This window comes from Streptomyces sp. NPDC090499, from assembly GCF_044769305.1.
Lineage (GTDB): Bacteria > Actinomycetota > Actinomycetes > Streptomycetales > Streptomycetaceae > Streptomyces.
In genome coordinates this window covers 58138-76315 of the sequence record NZ_JBIVXP010000021.1, presented here as the reverse complement: position 1 = coordinate 76315, position 18178 = coordinate 58138, and the positions used below count along the sequence as shown (strand labels likewise).

At 72.0% G+C, this 18178-nt stretch carries 17 protein-coding genes; 8 read left to right on the top strand and 9 right to left on the bottom strand.

All coding sequences use genetic code 11. The features are described from left to right. Positions 1–14: 14 nt before the first annotated feature. Complete coding sequence (locus ACIQVL_RS43670; RefSeq protein WP_403435601.1) at positions 15–1484, bottom strand: amino acid permease; 1470 nt, start codon at positions 1482–1484, stop codon at positions 15–17. A gap of 253 nt (positions 1485–1737) precedes the next feature. On the opposite strand from ACIQVL_RS43670, the gene ACIQVL_RS43665 reads away from it, so the two are divergent. Beyond that, the gene (locus ACIQVL_RS43665) at positions 1738–2457 is read left to right on the top strand and encodes a MerR family transcriptional regulator (protein ID WP_403435599.1); all 720 of its coding nucleotides are present in this window, start codon (positions 1738–1740) and stop codon (positions 2455–2457) included. Positions 2458–2493: 36 nt separating this feature from the next. Here ACIQVL_RS43665 and ACIQVL_RS43660 read toward each other — a convergent pair whose 3' ends face one another. Genes ACIQVL_RS43660 through ACIQVL_RS43645 form a run of 4 tightly spaced genes read right to left on the bottom strand, consistent with a single transcriptional unit; the run spans position 2494 to position 8177 of the window. Next, positions 2494–4671, bottom strand: coding sequence for a 3-hydroxyacyl-CoA dehydrogenase NAD-binding domain-containing protein (locus tag ACIQVL_RS43660; RefSeq protein WP_403478257.1), 2178 nt, complete (start codon positions 4669–4671; stop codon positions 2494–2496). A gap of 40 nt (positions 4672–4711) precedes the next feature. After that, on the bottom strand, positions 4712–5926 hold the full coding sequence (locus ACIQVL_RS43655) for an acetyl-CoA C-acetyltransferase (RefSeq protein WP_403435595.1): 1215 nt from the start codon (positions 5924–5926) through the stop codon (positions 4712–4714). Positions 5927–5964: 38 nt separating this feature from the next. Beyond that, complete coding sequence (locus ACIQVL_RS43650) at positions 5965–6978, bottom strand: LLM class F420-dependent oxidoreductase (protein ID WP_403478256.1); 1014 nt, start codon at positions 6976–6978, stop codon at positions 5965–5967. Then, complete coding sequence (locus ACIQVL_RS43645) at positions 6978–8177, bottom strand: CaiB/BaiF CoA transferase family protein (RefSeq protein ID WP_403478255.1); 1200 nt, start codon at positions 8175–8177, stop codon at positions 6978–6980. Before ACIQVL_RS43645 ends, ACIQVL_RS43650 begins: the two co-directional genes overlap by 1 nt. Before the next feature lie 190 nt (positions 8178–8367). Here ACIQVL_RS43645 and ACIQVL_RS43640 point away from each other — a divergent pair, with 190 nt between their 5' ends. Continuing rightward, a complete protein-coding gene (locus ACIQVL_RS43640) occupies positions 8368–9546 on the top strand; it encodes a saccharopine dehydrogenase family protein (RefSeq protein ID WP_403435591.1) in 1179 nt (392 codons plus the stop codon). Positions 9547–9561: 15 nt separating this feature from the next. Here ACIQVL_RS43640 and mmpA read toward each other — a convergent pair whose 3' ends face one another. From mmpA to ACIQVL_RS43620, 4 genes are all read right to left on the bottom strand, one after another. After that, positions 9562–9708, bottom strand: a complete 147-nt coding sequence (gene mmpA / locus ACIQVL_RS43635) for a morphogenic membrane protein MmpA (protein WP_403435590.1) — start codon at positions 9706–9708, stop codon at positions 9562–9564. Between the two features lie 147 nt (positions 9709–9855). After that, positions 9856–10548, bottom strand: a complete 693-nt coding sequence (locus ACIQVL_RS43630; protein WP_403435589.1) for an endonuclease V — start codon at positions 10546–10548, stop codon at positions 9856–9858. Between the two features lie 74 nt (positions 10549–10622). Then, on the bottom strand, positions 10623–10955 hold the full coding sequence (locus ACIQVL_RS43625) for a plasmid stabilization protein (RefSeq protein WP_403435587.1): 333 nt from the start codon (positions 10953–10955) through the stop codon (positions 10623–10625). 41 nt (positions 10956–10996) lie between these two features. Continuing rightward, positions 10997–12100: a WD40/YVTN/BNR-like repeat-containing protein gene (locus ACIQVL_RS43620; protein ID WP_403478254.1), complete on the bottom strand. Its 1104-nt coding sequence runs from the start codon at positions 12098–12100 to the stop codon at positions 10997–10999. A gap of 202 nt (positions 12101–12302) precedes the next feature. Between ACIQVL_RS43620 and ACIQVL_RS43615 the strand changes: the two genes are divergently transcribed. From ACIQVL_RS43615 to ACIQVL_RS43590, 6 genes are all read left to right on the top strand, one after another. Next, complete coding sequence (locus ACIQVL_RS43615; RefSeq protein ID WP_403435583.1) at positions 12303–12719, top strand: SsgA family sporulation/cell division regulator; 417 nt, start codon at positions 12303–12305, stop codon at positions 12717–12719. Positions 12720–12993: 274 nt separating this feature from the next. Next, positions 12994–14631, top strand: coding sequence for an ABC-F family ATP-binding cassette domain-containing protein (locus ACIQVL_RS43610; RefSeq protein WP_403435581.1), 1638 nt, complete (start codon positions 12994–12996; stop codon positions 14629–14631). A gap of 97 nt (positions 14632–14728) precedes the next feature. After that, complete coding sequence (ddaH, locus tag ACIQVL_RS43605) at positions 14729–15505, top strand: dimethylargininase (protein ID WP_403435580.1); 777 nt, start codon at positions 14729–14731, stop codon at positions 15503–15505. A 227-nt stretch (positions 15506–15732) separates the two neighbouring features. Further along, positions 15733–16707: an acyl-ACP desaturase gene (locus tag ACIQVL_RS43600; RefSeq protein ID WP_403435578.1), complete on the top strand. Its 975-nt coding sequence runs from the start codon at positions 15733–15735 to the stop codon at positions 16705–16707. Positions 16708–16774: 67 nt separating this feature from the next. After that, entirely contained in the window at positions 16775–17620 is an 846-nt protein-coding gene (locus ACIQVL_RS43595; RefSeq protein WP_403435576.1) for a hypothetical protein, read from the top strand. Between the two features lie 87 nt (positions 17621–17707). Next, entirely contained in the window at positions 17708–18034 is a 327-nt protein-coding gene (locus ACIQVL_RS43590; protein WP_403435575.1) for a hypothetical protein, read from the top strand. Positions 18035–18178 lie beyond the last annotated feature (144 nt).

Below are 18178 nucleotides of genomic sequence, written 5' to 3'. Positions count from 1 at the left end.
ACGGCGCCGACCTGCTACTTCGTGAGCTGGGTCAGCTCCTTGTCCGCCGTGCGGGAGACCCGGTGGCGGACTCCGAACCACCCGGCCACCAGCAGTGCGGCGATCACCGGGATCAGCAGGAGGGTCTTGCGGCCGACCTCGGGGTCGTTCCACATCATGCCGAGGCAGACCAGCAGGAAGGCGACCGTGGCCAGCTCGGTGTACGGGCTGAAGCGGAGGCGGAAGGCCGGGCGCTCGACCAGGCCCGCCCGCGCCCGGCGGACGAAGACCAGGTGGCAGAGCATGATGATCACCCAGGTGCTGATGATGCCGAGGGAGGCGACGTTCAGCACGATCTCGAAGGCCTGGCTGGGCACCAGGTAGTTCAGGCCGACACCGAGCACGCAGACTGCGCAGGTCAGCAGGATGCCGCCGTAGGGCACCTGGCTGCGGTTCATGCGCGCGGTGAACTTCGGGGCCGAGCCGGCCACCGCCATGGAGCGCAGGATGCGGCCCGTGGAGTACAGGCCGGAGTTGAGGGAGGACATCGCGGCGGTGAGGACCACCAGGTTCATCACGTCACCGGCGCCCGAGACGCCGATCTTGGAGAGGACCGTGACGAAGGGGCTCTCGTCGGCCGAGTAGACCGAACCGGGCAGGAGCAGGGCCAGGAGGACGACCGAGCCGACGTAGAAGAGGCCGACGCGCCACATGATCGAGTTCACCGCGCGCGGGACGACCTTCTCCGGTTCGGCGGTCTCGCCCGCCGCGACGCCGACCAGCTCCAGGGCCGCGTACGCGAAGATCACGCCCTGCATGACCAGGACGACCGGCATCAGCCCGTGCGGGAGGAGACCGCCGTGGTCGCTGATGACGCTCACGCCCGGGGTCTGGCCGTCGACCTTGTGCTGGGTGGCGAGCAGGAAGATGCCGATCAGCATGAAGCCGACGAGGGTCGCGACCTTGATGATCGCGAACCAGAACTCCATCTCGCCGAAGATCTTCACCGAGATCAGGTTCACCGCCAGGACCACGGCGAGGGCGATCAGTGCGAGCGTCCACTGGGGGACGCTCGTGAACATGCTCCAGTAGTGGGTGTAGAGCGCGATCGCGGTGATGTCGGCGATGCCGGTGGTCGACCAGTTCAGGAAGTACATCCAGCCGGCGACGTACGCGCCCTTCTCGCCGAGGAACTCGCGCGCGTACGACACGAAGGAACCCGAGGAGGGGCGGTAGAGGACCAGCTCGCCGAGGGCGCGGACCACGAAGAAGGCGAAGATGCCGCAGACCAGGTAGGCGAGGGCGAGAGCCGGGCCCGCGTTGTGCAGACGGCCGCCGGCGCCCAGGAAGAGGCCGGTGCCGATCGCGCCGCCGATGGCGATCATGTTGACGTGGCGGGCCTTGAGGTCCTTGCTGTAGCCGGCGTCGCCCGCGTCCACGGGCGCCTGGGCTGCGTCGGTCCGGGTGGCGGCAGCCTGTGCCGTGTCCACGGAGTCCTTGCTCACAGGGGATTCCACTCTCTGGTGCGCCCGAGCGGGTCACGCTCGGGTGTCCGGATGTCGTCGGTCGGCGCGCTCGGTGGTGGGCACAGACCAAGGCGCCACCTTCCCCCGGACACCAGGGCGTATGCGATGGCACAGATCACAGAGCGGAACTTCTCACAAGGTCACCGCCCTGGCGGGAAGATGAACATCAGCCGAACACATCTCGGTCACCCTCCGGTGTAACAGTGCCGGTGTGACAGCGATACTGCTGCACATGACGACCGACACCGACGGCGGCTCCGGGGAGCCGGCGCTCACGATCGACGAACTGGCCGCGCGGGCCGGCACCACGGTCCGCACGGTCCGCTTCTACGGCACCAAGGGGCTGCTGCCGCCGCCGGTGATCGGTCCGCGCCGGGTGGGCCACTACGGGCGGGACCATCTGGCCCGGCTGGCGCTGATCGAGGAGCTGCAGCACCAGGGCATGACGCTGGCGGCGATCGAGCGCTACGTCCGGCAGCTGCCGCCCGGCCTGAGCCACCACGACCTGGCCATCCACCGGGCTGTGGTGGCCTCCTGGGCCCCGGACGCCGAGGAGACCGTGCCGGCCGGCGAGCTGCGGCGGCGGGCCGGGCGGCCGCTGGACGCGCAGGACGTCGAACGGCTCGTCGCCATGGACGTCGTACGGCCCGACGGGGACGGCTACCGCATCGACCCCGGCCTGCTCCGGCTCGCCGTGCAGCTCCTCGACGTTCCGCTGTCCGAGAAGGCGATCCTGGCCGCGCGCACGGTCCTGACCGAGCACGCGCGGGCGGCCGCACGCGAGCTGTCCCTGCTGTTCCGGGCCGAGGTGGCGGAGCGGACCGAGGCGGACGTGAAGTCCCTGTCCGCGCACATGCAGCCGCTGGTGGTCCAGGCGCTGCTGACCGCCTTCCAGCGGTCGCTCAGCGCGGAGGTGCACCAGTGGCTCGACGGCTCGGGAGACGGCTCCTGAGGAGGACCCGCTCCGCGCGCCCGGCCCGGCGGCGGCTCAGCGGCCGTCCGTGAAGGTCTCCCCCTTCTCCGCCTTGTCGACCAGCAGCGCGGGCGGGGTGAACCGCTCGCCGTAGGTCTCGGCGAGTTCACGCGCGCGTGCCACGAAGCCGGGCAGGCCACCGTCGTAGCCGTTGATGTACTGCAGGACGCCGCCGGTCCAGCCGGGGAAGCCGATGCCGAAGAGCGAGCCGATGTTGGCGTCGGCGACCGAGGTGAGGACGCCCTCCTCCACGAGGCGCACGGTGTCCAGGGCCTCCGAGAAGAGCATGCGCTCCTGCATGTCCCGGAACGGGATCTCGTGGCCGGGCTTCGTGAAGTGCTCGCGCAGGCCGGGCCAGAGCGCGGCGCGGCTGCCGTCCTCGGCGTAGTCGTAGAAGCCCGCTCCCCCGCTGCGGCCGGGGCGGCCGAACTCGTCGACCATGCGGTCGATGACCGCCTCCGCGGGGTGCGCGGTCCAGGTGCCGCCGGCCTCCTCGACGGCCAGCCGGGACTCGCGGCGGATCTTCTGCGGCAGGGTGAGGGTCAGCTCGTCCATGAGGGAGAGCACCTTGGCCGGGTAGCCGGCCTGGGCCGCCGCCTGCTCGACGGAGGCGGGCTCGATGCCCTCGCCGACCATGGCGACGCCCTCGTTGATGAAGTGGCCGATGACGCGGGAGGTGAAGAAGCCGCGCGAGTCGTTGACGACGATCGGCGTCTTGTTGATCTGCCGGACCAGGTCGAAGGCGCGGGCGAGGGCCTCGTCGCCGGTGCGCTCGCCCTTGATGATCTCGACGAGCGGCATCTTGTCGACGGGCGAGAAGAAGTGCAGGCCGATGAAGTCGGTCTGGCGCTCGACGCCCTCGGCGAGGGCGGTGATGGGGAGCGTGGAGGTGTTGGAGCAGAGCAGGGCGTCGGGGACGACGACGGACTCGATCTCCTGGAACACCTTGTGCTTGAGGGCGGTGTCCTCGAAGACGGCCTCGATGACCGCGTCGCAGCCGGCCAGGTCCTGCGGGTCCCCGGTGGGCGTGATCCGGGCGAGCAGCGCGTCCGCCTTCTCCTGGCTGGTGCGGCCCCTGGCGACGGCCTTGGCGCAGAGCTTCTCGGAGTAGCCCTTGCCCTTCTGGGCGGCCTCGGTCGAGACGTCCTTGAGGACGACGTCGATGCCCGCGCGGGCGCAGGAGTAGGCGATGCCGGCGCCCATCATGCCCGCGCCGAGGACGGCGACCCTGGTGACCTTGCGGGGCTCGACGCCCTTGGGGCGGTTGGCGCCGGAGTTGACGGCCTGGAGGTCGAAGAAGAACGCCTGGATCATGTTCTTCGAGGTCTGCCCGGCGGCCAGCTCCACGAAGTAGCGGGCCTCGATGACCTGGGCGGTCTCGAAGTCGACCTGGCTGCCCTCGACGGCGGCGGCGAGGATGCGGCGCGGCGCCGGGTAGGGGGCGTTGTTGGTCTGCTTGCGCAGGCTGGCCGGGAAGGCGGGCAGGTTGGCGGCGAACTTGGGGTTGGCGGGGGTGCCGCCGGGGATCCGGTAGCCGGGCTTGTCCCAGGGCTGCTGCGACTCGGGGTTGGCGTCGATGAACGCGCGGGCCTTGGCCAGCAGGTCCTCCGGCGTCTGGGCGACCTCGTGGACCAGCCCGTTCTCCAACGCGCGCGCGGCGTTGTACTGGGTGCCCTGGAGGAGGACCTTCAGCAGGGCGTCGGCGATGCCGAGGAGGCGGACGGTGCGGACGACTCCGCCGCCGCCCGGGAGCAGGCCGAGGGTGACCTCGGGGCAGCCGATCTTGGTGCCGGGCGTGTCGAGGGCGACGCGGTGGTGGCAGGCGAGGGTGAGTTCGAAACCGCCGCCGAGGGCCGCGCCGTTGATGGCGGCGACGACCGGCTTGCCGAGGGTCTCGATGCGGCGCAGGTTGCGCTTGACGGCGAGGCCGCCGTCGAAGAGGTCCTGGGCGGTCTCGGGGGTGACCCGGATGAGGTCGCGCAGGTCGCCGCCGGCGAAGAAGGTCTTCTTGGCGGAGGTGAAGATGACGCCCCTGACCGAGTCCTGCTCGGCCTCCAGGCGGTCGGTGACCGCGGCGAGGGACTCGGCGAAGGCCGCGTTCATGGTGTTGGCGGACTGGTTCGGGTCGTCCAGGACGAGGGTGACGACGCCGGTGTCGTCCTGTTCCCAGCGGATGGTGGTGCTCTCGGTCATGGCTCGTGTCTCCGTGAGGTCTCTTGGTTCCGCGGGGATGTCAGACGCGCTCGACGACGGTGGCGATGCCCATGCCGCCGCCCACGCACAGGGTGGCGAGGCCGTAGCGCTTGTCCTGACGCTCCAGTTCGTCGACGAGCGAGCCGAGGATCATCGCGCCGGTCGCGCCGAGGGGGTGGCCGAGCGCGATGGCGCCGCCGTTGACGTTGACCTTGTCCAGGGACAGGCCCATGTCCTTCACGAAGCGCAGGACGACGGCCGCGAACGCCTCGTTGATCTCGACCAGGTCGATGTCGTCGATGGTGAGGCCGGCCTTGGCGAGGGCCTTGCGGGTGGCGGGGGCGGGGCCGGTGAGCATGATGGTCGGCTCGGAGCCGGAGACGGCGGCCGAGACGATCCGCGCGCGGGGGGTGAGGCCGTAGCGCTCGCCGATCTCCTTGGTGCCGATGGCGACCAGGGAGGCGCCGTCGACGATGCCGGAGGAGTTGCCCGCGTGGTGGACGTGGTCGATCTTCTCGACCCAGTGGTACTTCTGCAGGGCGACCGCGTCGAAACCGCCCAGCTCGCCGATGTCGGCGAAGGACGGCTTCAGCTTCGCGAGGGAGTCGGCGGTGGTGCCGGGCCGCAGGTGCTCGTCGTGGTCGAGGACGACGAGGCCCGCGCGGTCCTTCACGGGGACCACGGAGCGGTCGAAGCGGCCCTCCTTGACGGCCGTCGCCGCACGCTCCTGGGAGAGCGCCGCGTACTCGTCGACGTCCCGGCGGGAGAAGCCCTCGATGGTGGCGATCAGGTCGGCGCCGATGCCCTGCGGCACGAAGTTGACGGCCAGGTTGGTCATCGGGTCGTTGAACCAGGCGCCGCCGTCCGAGGCCATCGGCACCCGGGACATCGACTCGACGCCGCCCGCGAGGACGAGGTCCTCGAAGCCCGAACGGACCTTGGCGGCGGCCATGTTGACGGCTTCCAGGCCGGACGCACAGAAGCGGTTCTCCTGCACGCCGGCGACCGTGTCCGGCAGTCCGGCGGCGATCGCGGCGATCCGCGCGATGTCGGAGCCCTGGTCGCCGACCGGGCCGACGACACCGAGCACGACGTCGTCGATGGCGGCCGGGTCGAGGTCCGGGAAGCGGTCGCGGATCTCGTGGATGAGTCCGACGACCAGGTCGATGGGCTTCGTGCCGTGCAGGGCGCCGTTCGCCTTGCCGCGGCCGCGCGGGGTGCGGATCGCGTCGTACACGTACGCTTCGGTGCTCACTGACAAGCCTTTCAACGAGGGTTTTCCAGCGGGGAGGGTCAGAGCCAGTTCTTGACGGTCTCGACCAAGCGGGCGGGGTCCGGGCCGACGGGGGTGACGTCCAGCATGGTCACGCCCGCCTCGCGGAAGGCCTCGATGCGGTCCCGGACGTAGCCCTCCGGGCCGCACAGGGACATGAGCTCGCAGAACTCGTCCGGTACGGCCGCGGCGGCGTCCCGCTGGCGGCCGTCGAGGTACAGCTCCTGGATGAGCCGGGCCTCCTTCTCGTAGCCGTAGGAGACGGCGAGGTCGTTGTAGAAGTTCTTGCCGGGCGCGCCCATGCCTCCGACGTAGAGGGCGATCCGCGGGCGGACCAGGTCCCGGGCGGCGGCCGCGTCCTCGCCGATGGCCAGCAGGCCGCCGGCGACGATCTGCAGCCGGCCGAGGGCCGGGTCCCGGCGGGCGGCGCCCTCGGCCAGCGCGGTCCCCCAGACGTCGTGCGCCTTCTCGGGGATGAACAGGGTGGGCAGCCAGCCGTCGGCGATCTCGGCGGTCATCCGGACGTTGGCGGGGCCGAGCGAGGCCACGTAGAGCGGGACGGCGGGGCGGACCGGCCTGGTGAGGAGCTTCAGGGGCTTGCCGAGGCCGCCGGGGCGGGGCATGTCCGTGATGCCGTGGTGGTCGATGACCTCACGGCGCAGGATCCGCCGGGTCAGCTCGATCGTCTCGCGGGTCCGGCCGAGGGGCTTGTCGTACGCCTTCCCGTGCCAGCCCTCGACGACCTGCGGGCCGGAGGCGCCGAGTCCGATGATCGCGCGGCCGCCGGAGATCGCGTCGAGGCCCGCGGCCGTCTGGGCGATGAGGGCGGGGGTGCGGGAGTACACGTTGAGGATCGCGGAACCGATCTTCATCCGTTCGGTGCGGGCGGCCAGGTAGCCCATGATCGTGGGCGAGTCGAAGCCGTAGGCCTCCGCGACCCAGACCGCGTCGAGGCCCGCCGACTCCAGCGCGGCCGCCCGGTCCGCCGCCGCGCGCGGGTCGCCCGCGTAGTCCAGGAAGGTCGAGAGCTCCATCAGGTGGCGTCCTTGTCGTGGTCGTCGGCATGGTCGTGGTCGTCGGGGCGGTCGTGGTCGTCGGCGTGGCCGTCGAGGAGTGCCGGTACGTCCCAGTCGCCGGCCACCGCGGCGGTGTCGGCGCCGGGCCGGGCGGGAGGAGTGCGTACGGCCGTGGGTGTCGCGGAGAAGCGCGGGGCGGGGGCCGGCTGGGTGATGCCGCCGTGGTCGGTGAAGGTGCCGCGGGCGGCCAGATGGGGGTGGTGCGGGGCCTCGCGGAGGGAGAGGACGGGGGCCACGCAGGCATCGGAGCCCTCGAAGAGGGCCGTCCACTCGTCGCGGGTACGGGCCTTGAAACGGGCGGCGACGCGCTCGCGCAGCTCGCCCCAGCGGGTCCAGTCCTTGCGGGCGTCGGCCAGGTCGTCCAGCCCGCCGAGCAACCGGAGGAACTCGGCGTAGAACTGGGGCTCCAGGGCGCCGACCGCCATATGGCCGCCGTCGGCGGTCTCGTAGGTGCCGTAGTACGGGCAGCCGCCGTCCAGCAGGTTGGCCCCGCGCCGGTCCTGCCAGCCGCCCGCGGCCACCATGCCGTGGATCATCGCGGCGAGGTGTGCGGTGCCGTCCACGATGGCGGCGTCCACGACCTGGCCGGTGCCGGTCGCGCGCGCGTGGTGCAGCGCGGCCAGGACGCCGACGACGAGGTAGAGGGAGCCGCCGGCGTAGTCGCCGAGCAGGTTGGCGGGGACGGCCGGGGGCTCGTCGGGGCGGCCGATCATGCCGAGGGTGCCGGTGAGGGCGATGTAGGCGATGTCGTGGCCGGCCCGCTGTGCGAGGGGTCCCTCCTGGCCCCAGCCGGTCATCCGGCCGTAGACCAGGCGGGGGTTGCGGGCGTGGCAGTCCCCGGGGCCGACGCCGAGCCGCTCGGCGACGCCGGGGCGGTAGCCCTCGACGAGGATGTCGGCGCGCTCGGCGAGGTCGAGGACGCGGGCGGGGCCGTCCGGGGACTTCAGGTCGATCAGCACCGAGCGCTTGTTGCGGTTGGTGACGTCGTACGCCGGGTCGATCGCGAGCCCGGGGCCGCCGGGCCGGTCGACGCGTACCACGTCGGCGCCCAGGTCGGCGAGGAGCATGGCGGCGAACGGGGCCGGCCCGATACCGGCCAGCTCGACCACGCGCACGCCCGAGAGCGGGCCGTGTCCTGGCGTCCCTGCCATGGTCATGCCGCCCCCGGTCATGTGACACAACTGATGTAACACCGACGATGCTAAGAACACGTTCCACTGGACACAAGAGCCAGCGGGCAAGTGGCGAGCAAGCGCTTAGTCAAGATACCCGGTGGGGGTGCGTCCGCACTCCTCACGCTAGCCTCAGCCACCGACAACGGCACGGGTTGCACGACCGAGAGGTGTCATGAGCAGGCTGAAGACGACGGACCGTCCCTACGACCTCGTGCTCTTCGGAGCCACCGGCTTCGTCGGCGAGCTCACCGCCGAGTACCTCGCCGCACACGCGCCCGAAGGCCTGCGCTGGGCGCTCGCGGCCCGGGACGAGCGCAGGCTGGCAGCCCTGCGCGAGCGGCTGCCGGGCGGCGCGGCCGTCGGGGTGCTGCGCGCCGACGTCGCCGAGCCCGCCACCGTCCGCGCCCTCGCCGAGCACGCGCGCGTGGTGGCCACGACGGTCGGCCCGTACGGCCGTTACGGCGAGGAACTGGTCGCGGCCTGTGCGGACACCGGCGCCGACTACCTCGACCTGTGCGGCGAGCCGGAGTTCGTGGACCTGATGTACGTCCGGCACGACGCACGCGCGCGGGAGACGGGCGCCCGCCTGGTGCACGCCTGCGGTTTCGACTCGGTCCCGCACGACCTGGGCGCGTACTTCACGGTCCGGCAGCTGCCCGAAGGCGTGCCGCTGACCGTGGACGGGTTCGTCACCGCGGACGCCGCCTTCTCCGGCGGTACCTTCGCCTCCGCGCTGGACCAGTTCGCGCGCCCCCGGCAGATGCTCGCCGCCGCCCGGGACCGCGCCCGGCACGAGCCCCGGCTGCTGGACCGCCGGACGAGCACTCCGGCGGGTGCCCCGCGGTTCGCGCCCGAGGTCGGCGCCTGGGCGCTGCCGCTGCCCACCATCGACGCCCAGATCGTGCGCCGCTCTGCCAAGGCACTGGACCGCTACGGCCCGGACTTCCGCTACCGGCACTACGCGGCCGTCAGGCACCTGCCGGTGGCCCTCGGCGGGATCGCGGCCGTCGGCGCGGTCGCCGCGGCTGCCCAGCTGCCGCCCGCCCGGCGCTGGCTGTCGGACCGGCTCAGGCCCGGGGACGGGCCGGACGCGGAGAAGCGGGCGCGCAGCTGGTTCACGGTCCGGTTCGTCGGCGAGGGCGGCGGACGGCGGGTCTTCACGGAGGTCAGGGGCGGGGATCCCGGCTACGGAGAGACGGCGAAGATGTTCGCGGAGGCCGCCCTCTCCCTCGCCTTCGACGAACTGCCGCCGGCGTCCGGCCAGGTCACCACCGCACAGGCGATGGGCGACGCGCTGACCGAGCGGCTGCGGGCGGCGGGCATCGGGTTCCGGGTGGCTGCCACGTTCTAGCGGAGCCGGGCGCGGTCAGGCCTGCCACGCCAGCACGGTGCAGAGCATCCCGACGATCCAGGCGAACCCCGCCACCACGGCGAGGACCAGCGCCGCGTTCACGGCACGCCCGGTGGACTGGGCGGGCGCGGCCGGGGACTTGGGTGCACGGTGTGTCGTCATGCGGGCCAGCCTGCCGCCCGACGGTAACAGCGGCATCCGTACTCGTACTCAGAATCGTTACTCACGTCCTGACCATCCGGGTCCTGACCATCCGGGTCCGGGCCGTCCGGGTCCGGGCCGTCCGGGTCCGAGCCGGGTCCGAGCCGCTCAGCCCTGGGCTTCCCGCAGCGCCCTGCGGCACAGCGCGTCGGCTCGGCGGGTGGTCTCCGGCAGGCGGTACTCCGGGGTGAGCGCGAGCGTGTGGGCGCAGGCGTTGTCGAGGCTGACGCGGTGTCCGACGGAGACGAACACCGGCTTGACCGCGTCCCGGGTGCGCAGCGCGCGGCCGACCTCCTCGGTGCCGGCCAGGAGCGGGGCGTGGCTGCCGCGCGGGGTGTCCGGGTCGGCGTGCGCGAAGGTGAACGGGTTCTTGGCGACGCCGATGGTGGGCAGGCCGGTGAGGACGCCCAGGTGGCTGGCGAGGCCGAAGCGGCGCGGGTGGGCGAGGCCGTAGCCGTCGCAGACGACCAGGCCCGGCGGGCAGGGCAGGGCGTCGAGGGCGGCCCGTACGGTCGGGATCTCGCGGAAGGCGAGCAGTCCCGGCACGTACGGGAAGGAGACCCGGCCGACGGCGGTCGCCTCGGCGACGGCCTCCAGGGTCGCCGCGTCCAGGACGACGGCCGCCGCGGCGACCAGGTCGCGCTCGTCGTCGTAGGCCACGTCGACGCCGGTGACCAGCCCGGTGCCGGGCGCCGGGCCCGGCTCGTCGAGGACCACCCGCCCGCGCAGTCCGTCCTGTACGGCCAGGGCCTGTTCCTCGGTCGCGGGCCAGTCCGCGGGTACGCCTACGGTCGTCGTCATGGTGGGCACGAGCGTACGGGGTGCCACGCGCGCGTGCGCTGACGGGCCGTGAGCAGCCCCGCGTCGGGCAGGCTTCAGCTCTTCCTGGCGTTCAGAGCCCGTTGCAGCTGCGCCTTGTTCATGTCCGAGCGGCCCTCGATGCCGCGCTGTTTGGCCTCCTCGTAGAGCTGGTCGTAGGTCGGGCCCTGGGCGCCGCTGTGGGACCGTTTCCCGCCGCGCCGGCCGGACGACATGTCCTGCGTGGACGTGCGGCTCGCGGTCTTGGACTCGCCGGACCGGGCGCGTTCCTTGTTGACGGTCCGAGCGGCGATCTCCTCGGCGCGCCCCTCGCTCTCGCCCCGGTCGAGCGCGCTCTCCTTGATGTGCTCGTACTGCCGTTCCCGCTTGGGGCTGGATCCGCGTGGCATGACCGCTCCTTTCCGGTGGGCGAGGAACGGGTACCCCCGGGTCAGTTCTCCAGGCGTGCCGCCCGGCCCTGCTCGCCGGCCGCCCAGCAGCTCAGGTCCGGTGTGCAGGACACGGTGTCGTACGAGCCGGTGTCGACGGTGCGCCAGGTGCGGCCGCCGTCGGTGGTCAGGTCGGTGCCGGTGGGGCCGACGGCGAGGGCCGAGGTGCGGCTGTGCGGGAGCCAGGCGACGCCCGAGCGGTAGGCGGGCGGCGGGGTGGCGGCGGGCCGCCACTCGCGGCCGCCGTCCGGGGTGACCGCGGCCGCCTGCGGCGAGGCCTGGTCGGGGCGGTAGTCTCCGCCGACCGCGAGGCCGTGGCCGCGGTCCCGGAAGGCGAGGGCGAAGACGCCCTTGGCCGGGTCACCCGCCGGGATCGGGGTGTCGGCGGCGGTCCAGTTCAGGCCGCGGTCGGCGGAGTGCAGCACGCGCGCGTGCGCCCCGCCGCCGGTGGCCAGCCAGGCGTCCTTCGGGCCGGCGGTGACCAGGCACTGGCCGCTCGCCGCGAAGCCCGCCTCGCCCGCCAGGGCGGCCGGCATGCCGTCGTCCGGCAGCACGCGCCAGGACCGGCCGCCGTCGCTCGTCGACAGGATGCGGAACTTCCCGTCGACCGGGTCGCTCATCGCGAGGCCGTGGCGGCGGTCGAAGAAGGCCATGCAGTCGTAGAAGGCGGCGGGGTCGGTGTTGCGGAAGGACTCCGTCCAGGTCCGGCCGCCGTCGTCGGTGCGGTAGACCCGGGACGCCTCGCCCTCGCCGATGGCCAGCACCACCGCGCGCCGCGCGTCGAACGCCTGGACGTCCCGGAACTGGAGGTCGCCCGCGCCCGGCGGGGAGACGTTCCGCCAGCTGGTCCCGCCGTCCGTGGTGCGCAGCACGGTGCCGCCGGTTCCGGCCAGCCAGGCGGTGTGCCGGTCGACGGCGGCCAGCCCCCGGAACCGCACGTCCGGCGTGCCGGTGTCCTTGAGCGCCCAGTGCGGGGCCCGTGCCGTGGCCTGTGCGGAACCGGCGGTCACCGCGGCCAGCGCCGCGGTGCACGCCACCCCCACCGCGACCGCTCGGCCGGTGCGTCGGACTCGTCCGGTGCGTCGCGTGTTCCCCAAGCGCCTCATGGCGCGCGAAGCTAGCCGACCGTCGCGGCGCCGTCCAGAGGGCCCGGCCGCCCCGGCGACGGGTAAGCCCCGGGTGTGAATGAGGCCGGTGACAGAGGTCACTCGCCCTTCCTGTGCACGGATCGGCCGCTTCCTTCGTCTCTTTCAGTACCAGGTCTCGCACACCCGGGAATTCGTACCACCGTCACGAGGGAGCAAGGCGTTGTCCACCGTCATCGAGCAGCCCGTAGAGGCCCGCTTGGTCGCCGCGTCACCGCGCATGCCGAGCATTCCCGCAACCCTGCGCTACGACCGCGAGGACCCCTTCGCCGTGCGCATGACCTTCCCGGCCCCGGCCACCCTGGAGGGGGTCGACGTCTGCTGGACCTTCTCCCGCGAGCTGCTGACCGCCGGGCTGCACGCGCCGGAGGGCGACGGGGACGTCCGGGTGCGGCCCTACGGCTACGACCGGACCGTGCTGGAGTTCCACGCCCCCGAGGGCACCGCGGTCGTCCATGTGCGCTCCGGCGAGATACGCCGCTTCCTGGAGGCCACCGGCGACCTGGTGCCCACCGGTCTCGAACACCTTCAGCTGGACCTGGACCACGACCTGGCCGAGCTGATGCGGGACGCCCGCTGACCAGGCGTTCCCTGCGGTGATTAATTGCGTTGACACTCCCGGTGGCCCCTCCTAACGTGTAACTCGGTCCTGTTGTCGCCGATTGGAGAAGGACGTTGCTCGTCTGAGGTCCTGAGACACCGCGTCACACCCGTGAGGTGTGTCTGTGGCGTTCGACCTCGGCGTGTGAGCCGTCCTCCCGGCGCAGGATCCCCTCCTGGCCCTCTCGGCTTCTGCCTCGCGGTGTCTCGACACGCGTCTGTCCCCCGACACCGCAAGCAACCGCGAGGCGCCCATGTCAGCATCCCTGACCATCACGTCCCTCTCCTTCGCCTGGCCCGACGGCTCCCCCGTCTTCGAGGGCCTGGACATCTCCTTCGGCCCCGGCCGCACCGGCCTGGTCGGTGTCAACGGCTCGGGGAAGTCGACGCTGCTGAAGCTCGTCGCCGGAGAACTCACCCCGGCCGAGGGCTCGGTGAAGGTGACCGGTGAGGTCGGCCACCTCCCGCAGAACGTCACGCTCGACACCTCGCTGCGCGTCGAGGAGGTGCTCGGCATCGCCGCCCGGCGGGCCGCGCTGCACGCCATCGAGGCGGGCGACGCGTCCGAGCGGCACTTCGAGGCGCTCGGCGACGACTGGGACGTCGAGGAACGCGCCCTGGTCACCCTCGGCGAACTCGGGCTGGACCACATCGGCCTGGACCGGACCGTCGGCGAGGTGTCCGGCGGCGAGTCGGTGCTGCTGCGGCTGGCCGCGCTGCTCCTGCGGCGGCCGGACGTACTGCTGCTCGACGAACCCACCAACAACCTCGACCTGTACGCCCGCAAGCGGCTGTACGCGGCCGTCGCCTCCTGGCCGGGCGTGCTGATCGTGGTCAGCCACGACCGCGAACTCCTCGACCTGGTCGACCAGATCGCCGACCTGCGCGCCGGGGAGGTCACCTGGTACGGCGGCAACTTCTCGGCGTACGAGGAGGCCCTCGCGGTCGAACAGGAGGCGGCCGAGCGCATGGTGCGGGTCGCCGAGGCCGACGTCCGCAAGCAGAAGCGCGAACTGTCCGACGCCCAGGTCAAACTGGCCCGCCGCAAGCGGTACGGGCAGAAGATGTTCGAGCAGAAACGCGAGCCGAAGATCGTCATGGGGGCGCGCAAACGGGCGGCGCAGGAGTCCGCGGGCAAGCACCGCATCATGCACGAGGAGCGGCTCAGCGAGGCGAAGGAGCGGCTGGACGAGGCGGTGGAGGCGGTACGGGACGACGACGAGATCCGCGTCGAGCTGCCGTACACGGCCGTCCCGCCGGGCCGGAACGTGCTGACGCTGGAGAACCTGGAGCTCGCGCACGGCTCGCGGGTGAAGGGCATCCTCGACCTGCGCGGGCCCGAGCGGATCGCGCTGATCGGCCGCAACGGCGCGGGCAAGACGACGCTGCTGCGGACGGTCGCCGGGGAGCTGGCGCCGGTCGCGGGCGAGGCGCACGCGCACGTGCCGCTGCGTTTCCTGCCGCAGCGGCTGGACGTCCTCGACGACGGGCTGACCGTCGCCGAGAACGTGGCCCGGTTCGCACCGGACGCCGGCAACAACCGGATCCGGGCGCGGCTGGCCCGCTTCCTGTTCCGGGGCGCCCGCGCGGACCAGCAGGCGGGGACGCTCTCCGGCGGCGAGCGCTTCCGGGCGGCGCTGGCCGCGCTGCTGCTGGCCGAGCCCGCACCGCAGCTGCTGATGCTGGACGAGCCGACGAACAACCTCGACATGGCGAGCGTCCGGCAGCTCACCACGGCCCTGGAGTCGTACGCGGGGGCCCTGATCGTGGCCAGTCACGACCTGCCGTTCCTGGAGTCGATCGGGATCACGCGGTGGCTGCTGATGGCGGACGGGGAGCTGACCGGCACAACTCCGGACGAGGTGGCGCGTCTCGGTGAGGGCACAGCCTGACGACAGGGGTTTTGTCGACACCGATCCGCCCTGCATGATGGCGGTCCGGCGCCCCGCAACGGGCGCCGGACCGAATCACCGACCCCGGAGACCCGCCGTGCCCAGCAAGAAGGCCCTCATCCGCCGCCCCAGCCCGCGCCTTGCCGAAGGCCTGGTGACGCACGTCGAGCGGGAGAAGGTCGACGTCGAGCTCGCCCAGGAGCAGTGGGAGGCGTACGCGCAGACGCTGCGCGCGCACGGCTGGGAGACCGTCGAGGTGGACCCGGAGGACGACTGCCCGGACTCGGTGTTCGTCGAGGACACGGTCGTCATGTACAAGAACGTGGCGCTGATCACCCGGCCCGGCGCCGAGTCCCGGCGCGCGGAGACGGCCGGCGTCGAGGAGGCGGTGGCCCGCCTCGGCTGCTCGGTGAACTGGATCTGGGAGCCGGGCACCCTGGACGGCGGTGACGTCCTCAAGGTCGGTGACACCGTCTACGTCGGCCGCGGCGGACGGACCAACGCGGCCGGGGTGCAGCAACTGCGGGCCGCGTTCGAGCCGCTGGGCGCGCGGGTGGTCGCCGTACCCGTGAGCAAGGTGCTGCACCTGAAGTCGGCGGTGACCGCGCTGCCCGACGGAACGATTCTGGGGCACATCCCGCTCGTGGACCGGCCGTCGCTGTTCCCGGGCTTCCTTGCGGTGCCCGAGGAGGCGGGGGCCCATGTGGTGCTGCTCGGCGGCGGCAAGCTGCTGATGTCGGCGAGCGCCCCCAAGTCCGCGGAGCTGCTGGCCGATCTCGGCCACGAGGTGGTCACGGTGGACATTTCCGAGTTCGAGAAACTTGAGGGATGTGTGACGTGCCTCTCGGTGCGGCTGCGGGAGTTGTACGCCTGACGAGTGATCGTTTCACCTCTTCAGCCCCGGGACCTGCGGGTCCCGGGGCGGCTTGGCATGTCCCGATTCGCCTTGCACACCGGGCCTGATCAGCAGTCTTTACAGCGCACTTAACCTACGGCTTCGTAACCTACGGATTCGTAGCCTACGATCACGTAGGTTTCCGGCCCCGCTCGCCGGTCTTCTCCCGTTCATCCGCTCTTGTTCGGCGTCCCCCTGGAGTTCTCGTGACGATCACTTCTCCCCACCTCGGCAGCCCGTCCGTGTGGACCGACGCGCGGCTGCTGTACGCCCTGGAGGAAGTGGTCGAGAAGGAGCTGAACCGGCATCTGAAGGTCGCCAAGGACTGGATGCCGCACGAGTACGTGCCGTGGACGGACGCCCGCAACTTCCCCGGTTTCTTCGAGGACGGCGAGGCCTGGGGCAAGGAGCAGTCCAAGGTCACCGAGATCGGCCGGACTGCGCTGGTGGTGAACCTGCTCACCGAGGACAACCTGCCCAGCTACCACCACGAGATCGCCTCGCTGTTCGGCCGGGACGGCGCCTGGGGCACCTGGGTGCACCGCTGGACCGCCGAGGAGGGCCGGCACGGCATCGTGATGCGCGACTACCTGCTCGCCTCGCGCGCGGTGGACCCGGACAAGCTGGAGCAGTTCCGGATGTCGCACATGAGCGAGGGCTTCGAGTCGGACAACCGGCACTCGATGCTGCACTCCATCGCCTACGTCGCCTTCCAGGAGCTCGCGACCCGCATCTCGCACCGCAACACCGGCCACCAGTCCGGCGACCCGGTCTGCGACCGCATGCTGGCCCGCATCGCGACCGACGAGAACCTGCACATGGTCTTCTACCGCAACCTCCTGAAGGCCGCCTTCGAACTCGCCCCCGACCTGACCATGCAGGCGGTGCGGGACGTCGTCGTCGAGTTCCGCATGCCCGGCCACGGCATCCCCGGCTTCGAGCGGGCCGCCGCCCAGATGGCGATCGGCGAGGTCTACAACCTGCGCATCCACCACGACGACGTGCTCCAGCCGGTGCTGCGCCACCTGAAGGTCCTGGAGATCGACGGCCTCGGCCCGGAGGGCCTCAGGGCGCAGGAGGAACTCGGCCTGTTCATGGGCGGACTCGACGCGGAGGCCTCGAAGTTCGACGAGAAGCTGGCCGCCCGCAAGGCCCGGATGGCGGCGCGCGCCGGCGCCTGACGGCCCGGCCGACGGGCGCCCCGATTTTCCGGTGCGCCCTGTCGGTGGCCTGGGGCATCATGCGCGCATGCGCGCTGACACCACCTCCGGCCGGGCGGTCGGCTTCCTGCTGAACCTGATCGACGCCGCGGCCGCCGACCGGGTACGCGCGCGTGTCGGGCTGCCCCGCCCGGCGCCGGAGGACCTCCGGGAGACCAGGCGCCGGGTCCACCAGGGGCTGCCGGCGCTGCCCTCCTCGGTGGTGCTGTGGATGCTCCAGGAGGACGACCCGGATCTCAACGCCGTCGTCTGGCGTCTGCTCTCCGACCGGGACACGGCGCTGCGACGGGCGATCCTGGACGGCGTGCCCTTCGCACCCGGGCGCCTGCTGGCGGTGGAGGTCGATCCGGTCCTGCGCGACGACTACGCCGAGCCGCCGGTCCCAAACCGGGTCGCCCGTCTCGGGCTCGTCGCCGCCCTGCGCGAGTCGGACTCCATGGCCGCCGCGCGGGAGGCCGCCTCCATGGTCTACCGGCGTGAGCACTGGCAGACGGTCGCCGAGGCGGACCGCGAGAACTCCCTGCCCGGCTACGTCCGCTGGGCCCTGTCCGTCCGCCCGGACTGCCCGCCCACCCTGCGCGCCCAGTTCGGCTCCCACCCCAAGTTCGACTTCCGGGTCCGCCAGGCGGGCATCCTGGACGGGCCCGCCGGCTACGCCCTGGACCACGGACCGGCCCGGGACGTCCTGAAGGTGCTCTCCCTGGGACACGTGATGTTCCCGCGCCGCGCCGCCGAGGCCGAGAACGCGCTGCGCCCACTGGTCCGGGACCACCTGGGCGACCGCGAGGAGGCCTGGGCGGTACTGGCCCAGCTTCTCGACACCTTCCACGGCACGACCGGGGAACTGGTCAGGACGGCGGGGGCCGTCGCCTAGTACTCCAGCTGTCGATCCTGATCTTGCTGGCTGTGGCCGGGCACCCTGTCATCGCGCCCAGCCGACCGCCCCGGCTACCCTCCGCCCATGGAGCAGGACCACCCCCTCGTTCGCAACGTCTTCCCAGATTTCATCACCGAGCTGACCGCCCTCCTGGAGGATGAAGGAGAACGCGAGCTGGCTGTCTGCGCGTGGGATCTGCGTCTGGTTGACGAGTGCGGTTGCGGCGATGACTTTTGTCAGAGCATCCGGACGGCAGATCATCCGCGGGGGCAGCCTTACGGCCCGGGCCATCGGTGTGTGCCTCTCTCGCCCTCGAAAGGCATGCTGGTCCTGGACATCGTGGACGGCCGGATCATGTACATCGAGATTCTCGACCGGCCACCCATGCACCGTCAGAGTGCACAGCCATGACGTTCGCCCGAACGGACCACGAAGTGCAGGCTCGGTCTCGCCGACTCTGGTGCTCGGGCCTACTGATGGGGCCAGGTTCGGGTACGGGTAGGGCACCGTCGATCATCGTGAGTTGTGTGGACGAACGACGCGACAGTGGCCGCA

Coding starts and splice junctions, on each gene's coding strand:
- mmpA (WP_403435590.1), bottom strand. CDS start 9,708: ATGACGACACACCGTGCACCCAAGTCCCCGGCCGCGCCCGCCCAGTCC.
- ACIQVL_RS43665 (WP_403435599.1), top strand. CDS start 1,738: ATGACGACCGACACCGACGGCGGCTCCGGGGAGCCGGCGCTCACGATC.
- ACIQVL_RS43610 (WP_403435581.1), top strand. CDS start 12,994: ATGTCAGCATCCCTGACCATCACGTCCCTCTCCTTCGCCTGGCCCGAC.
- ACIQVL_RS43625 (WP_403435587.1), bottom strand. CDS start 10,955: ATGCCACGCGGATCCAGCCCCAAGCGGGAACGGCAGTACGAGCACATC.
- ACIQVL_RS43595 (WP_403435576.1), top strand. CDS start 16,775: ATGCGCGCTGACACCACCTCCGGCCGGGCGGTCGGCTTCCTGCTGAAC.
- ACIQVL_RS43660 (WP_403478257.1), bottom strand. CDS start 4,671: ATGACCGAGAGCACCACCATCCGCTGGGAACAGGACGACACCGGCGTC.
- ACIQVL_RS43620 (WP_403478254.1), bottom strand. CDS start 12,100: ATGAGGCGCTTGGGGAACACGCGACGCACCGGACGAGTCCGACGCACC.
- ACIQVL_RS43645 (WP_403478255.1), bottom strand. CDS start 8,177: ATGACCATGGCAGGGACGCCAGGACACGGCCCGCTCTCGGGCGTGCGC.
- ACIQVL_RS43650 (WP_403478256.1), bottom strand. CDS start 6,978: ATGGAGCTCTCGACCTTCCTGGACTACGCGGGCGACCCGCGCGCGGCG.
- ACIQVL_RS43630 (WP_403435589.1), bottom strand. CDS start 10,548: ATGACGACGACCGTAGGCGTACCCGCGGACTGGCCCGCGACCGAGGAA.
- ACIQVL_RS43590 (WP_403435575.1), top strand. CDS start 17,708: ATGGAGCAGGACCACCCCCTCGTTCGCAACGTCTTCCCAGATTTCATC.
- ACIQVL_RS43640 (WP_403435591.1), top strand. CDS start 8,368: ATGAGCAGGCTGAAGACGACGGACCGTCCCTACGACCTCGTGCTCTTC.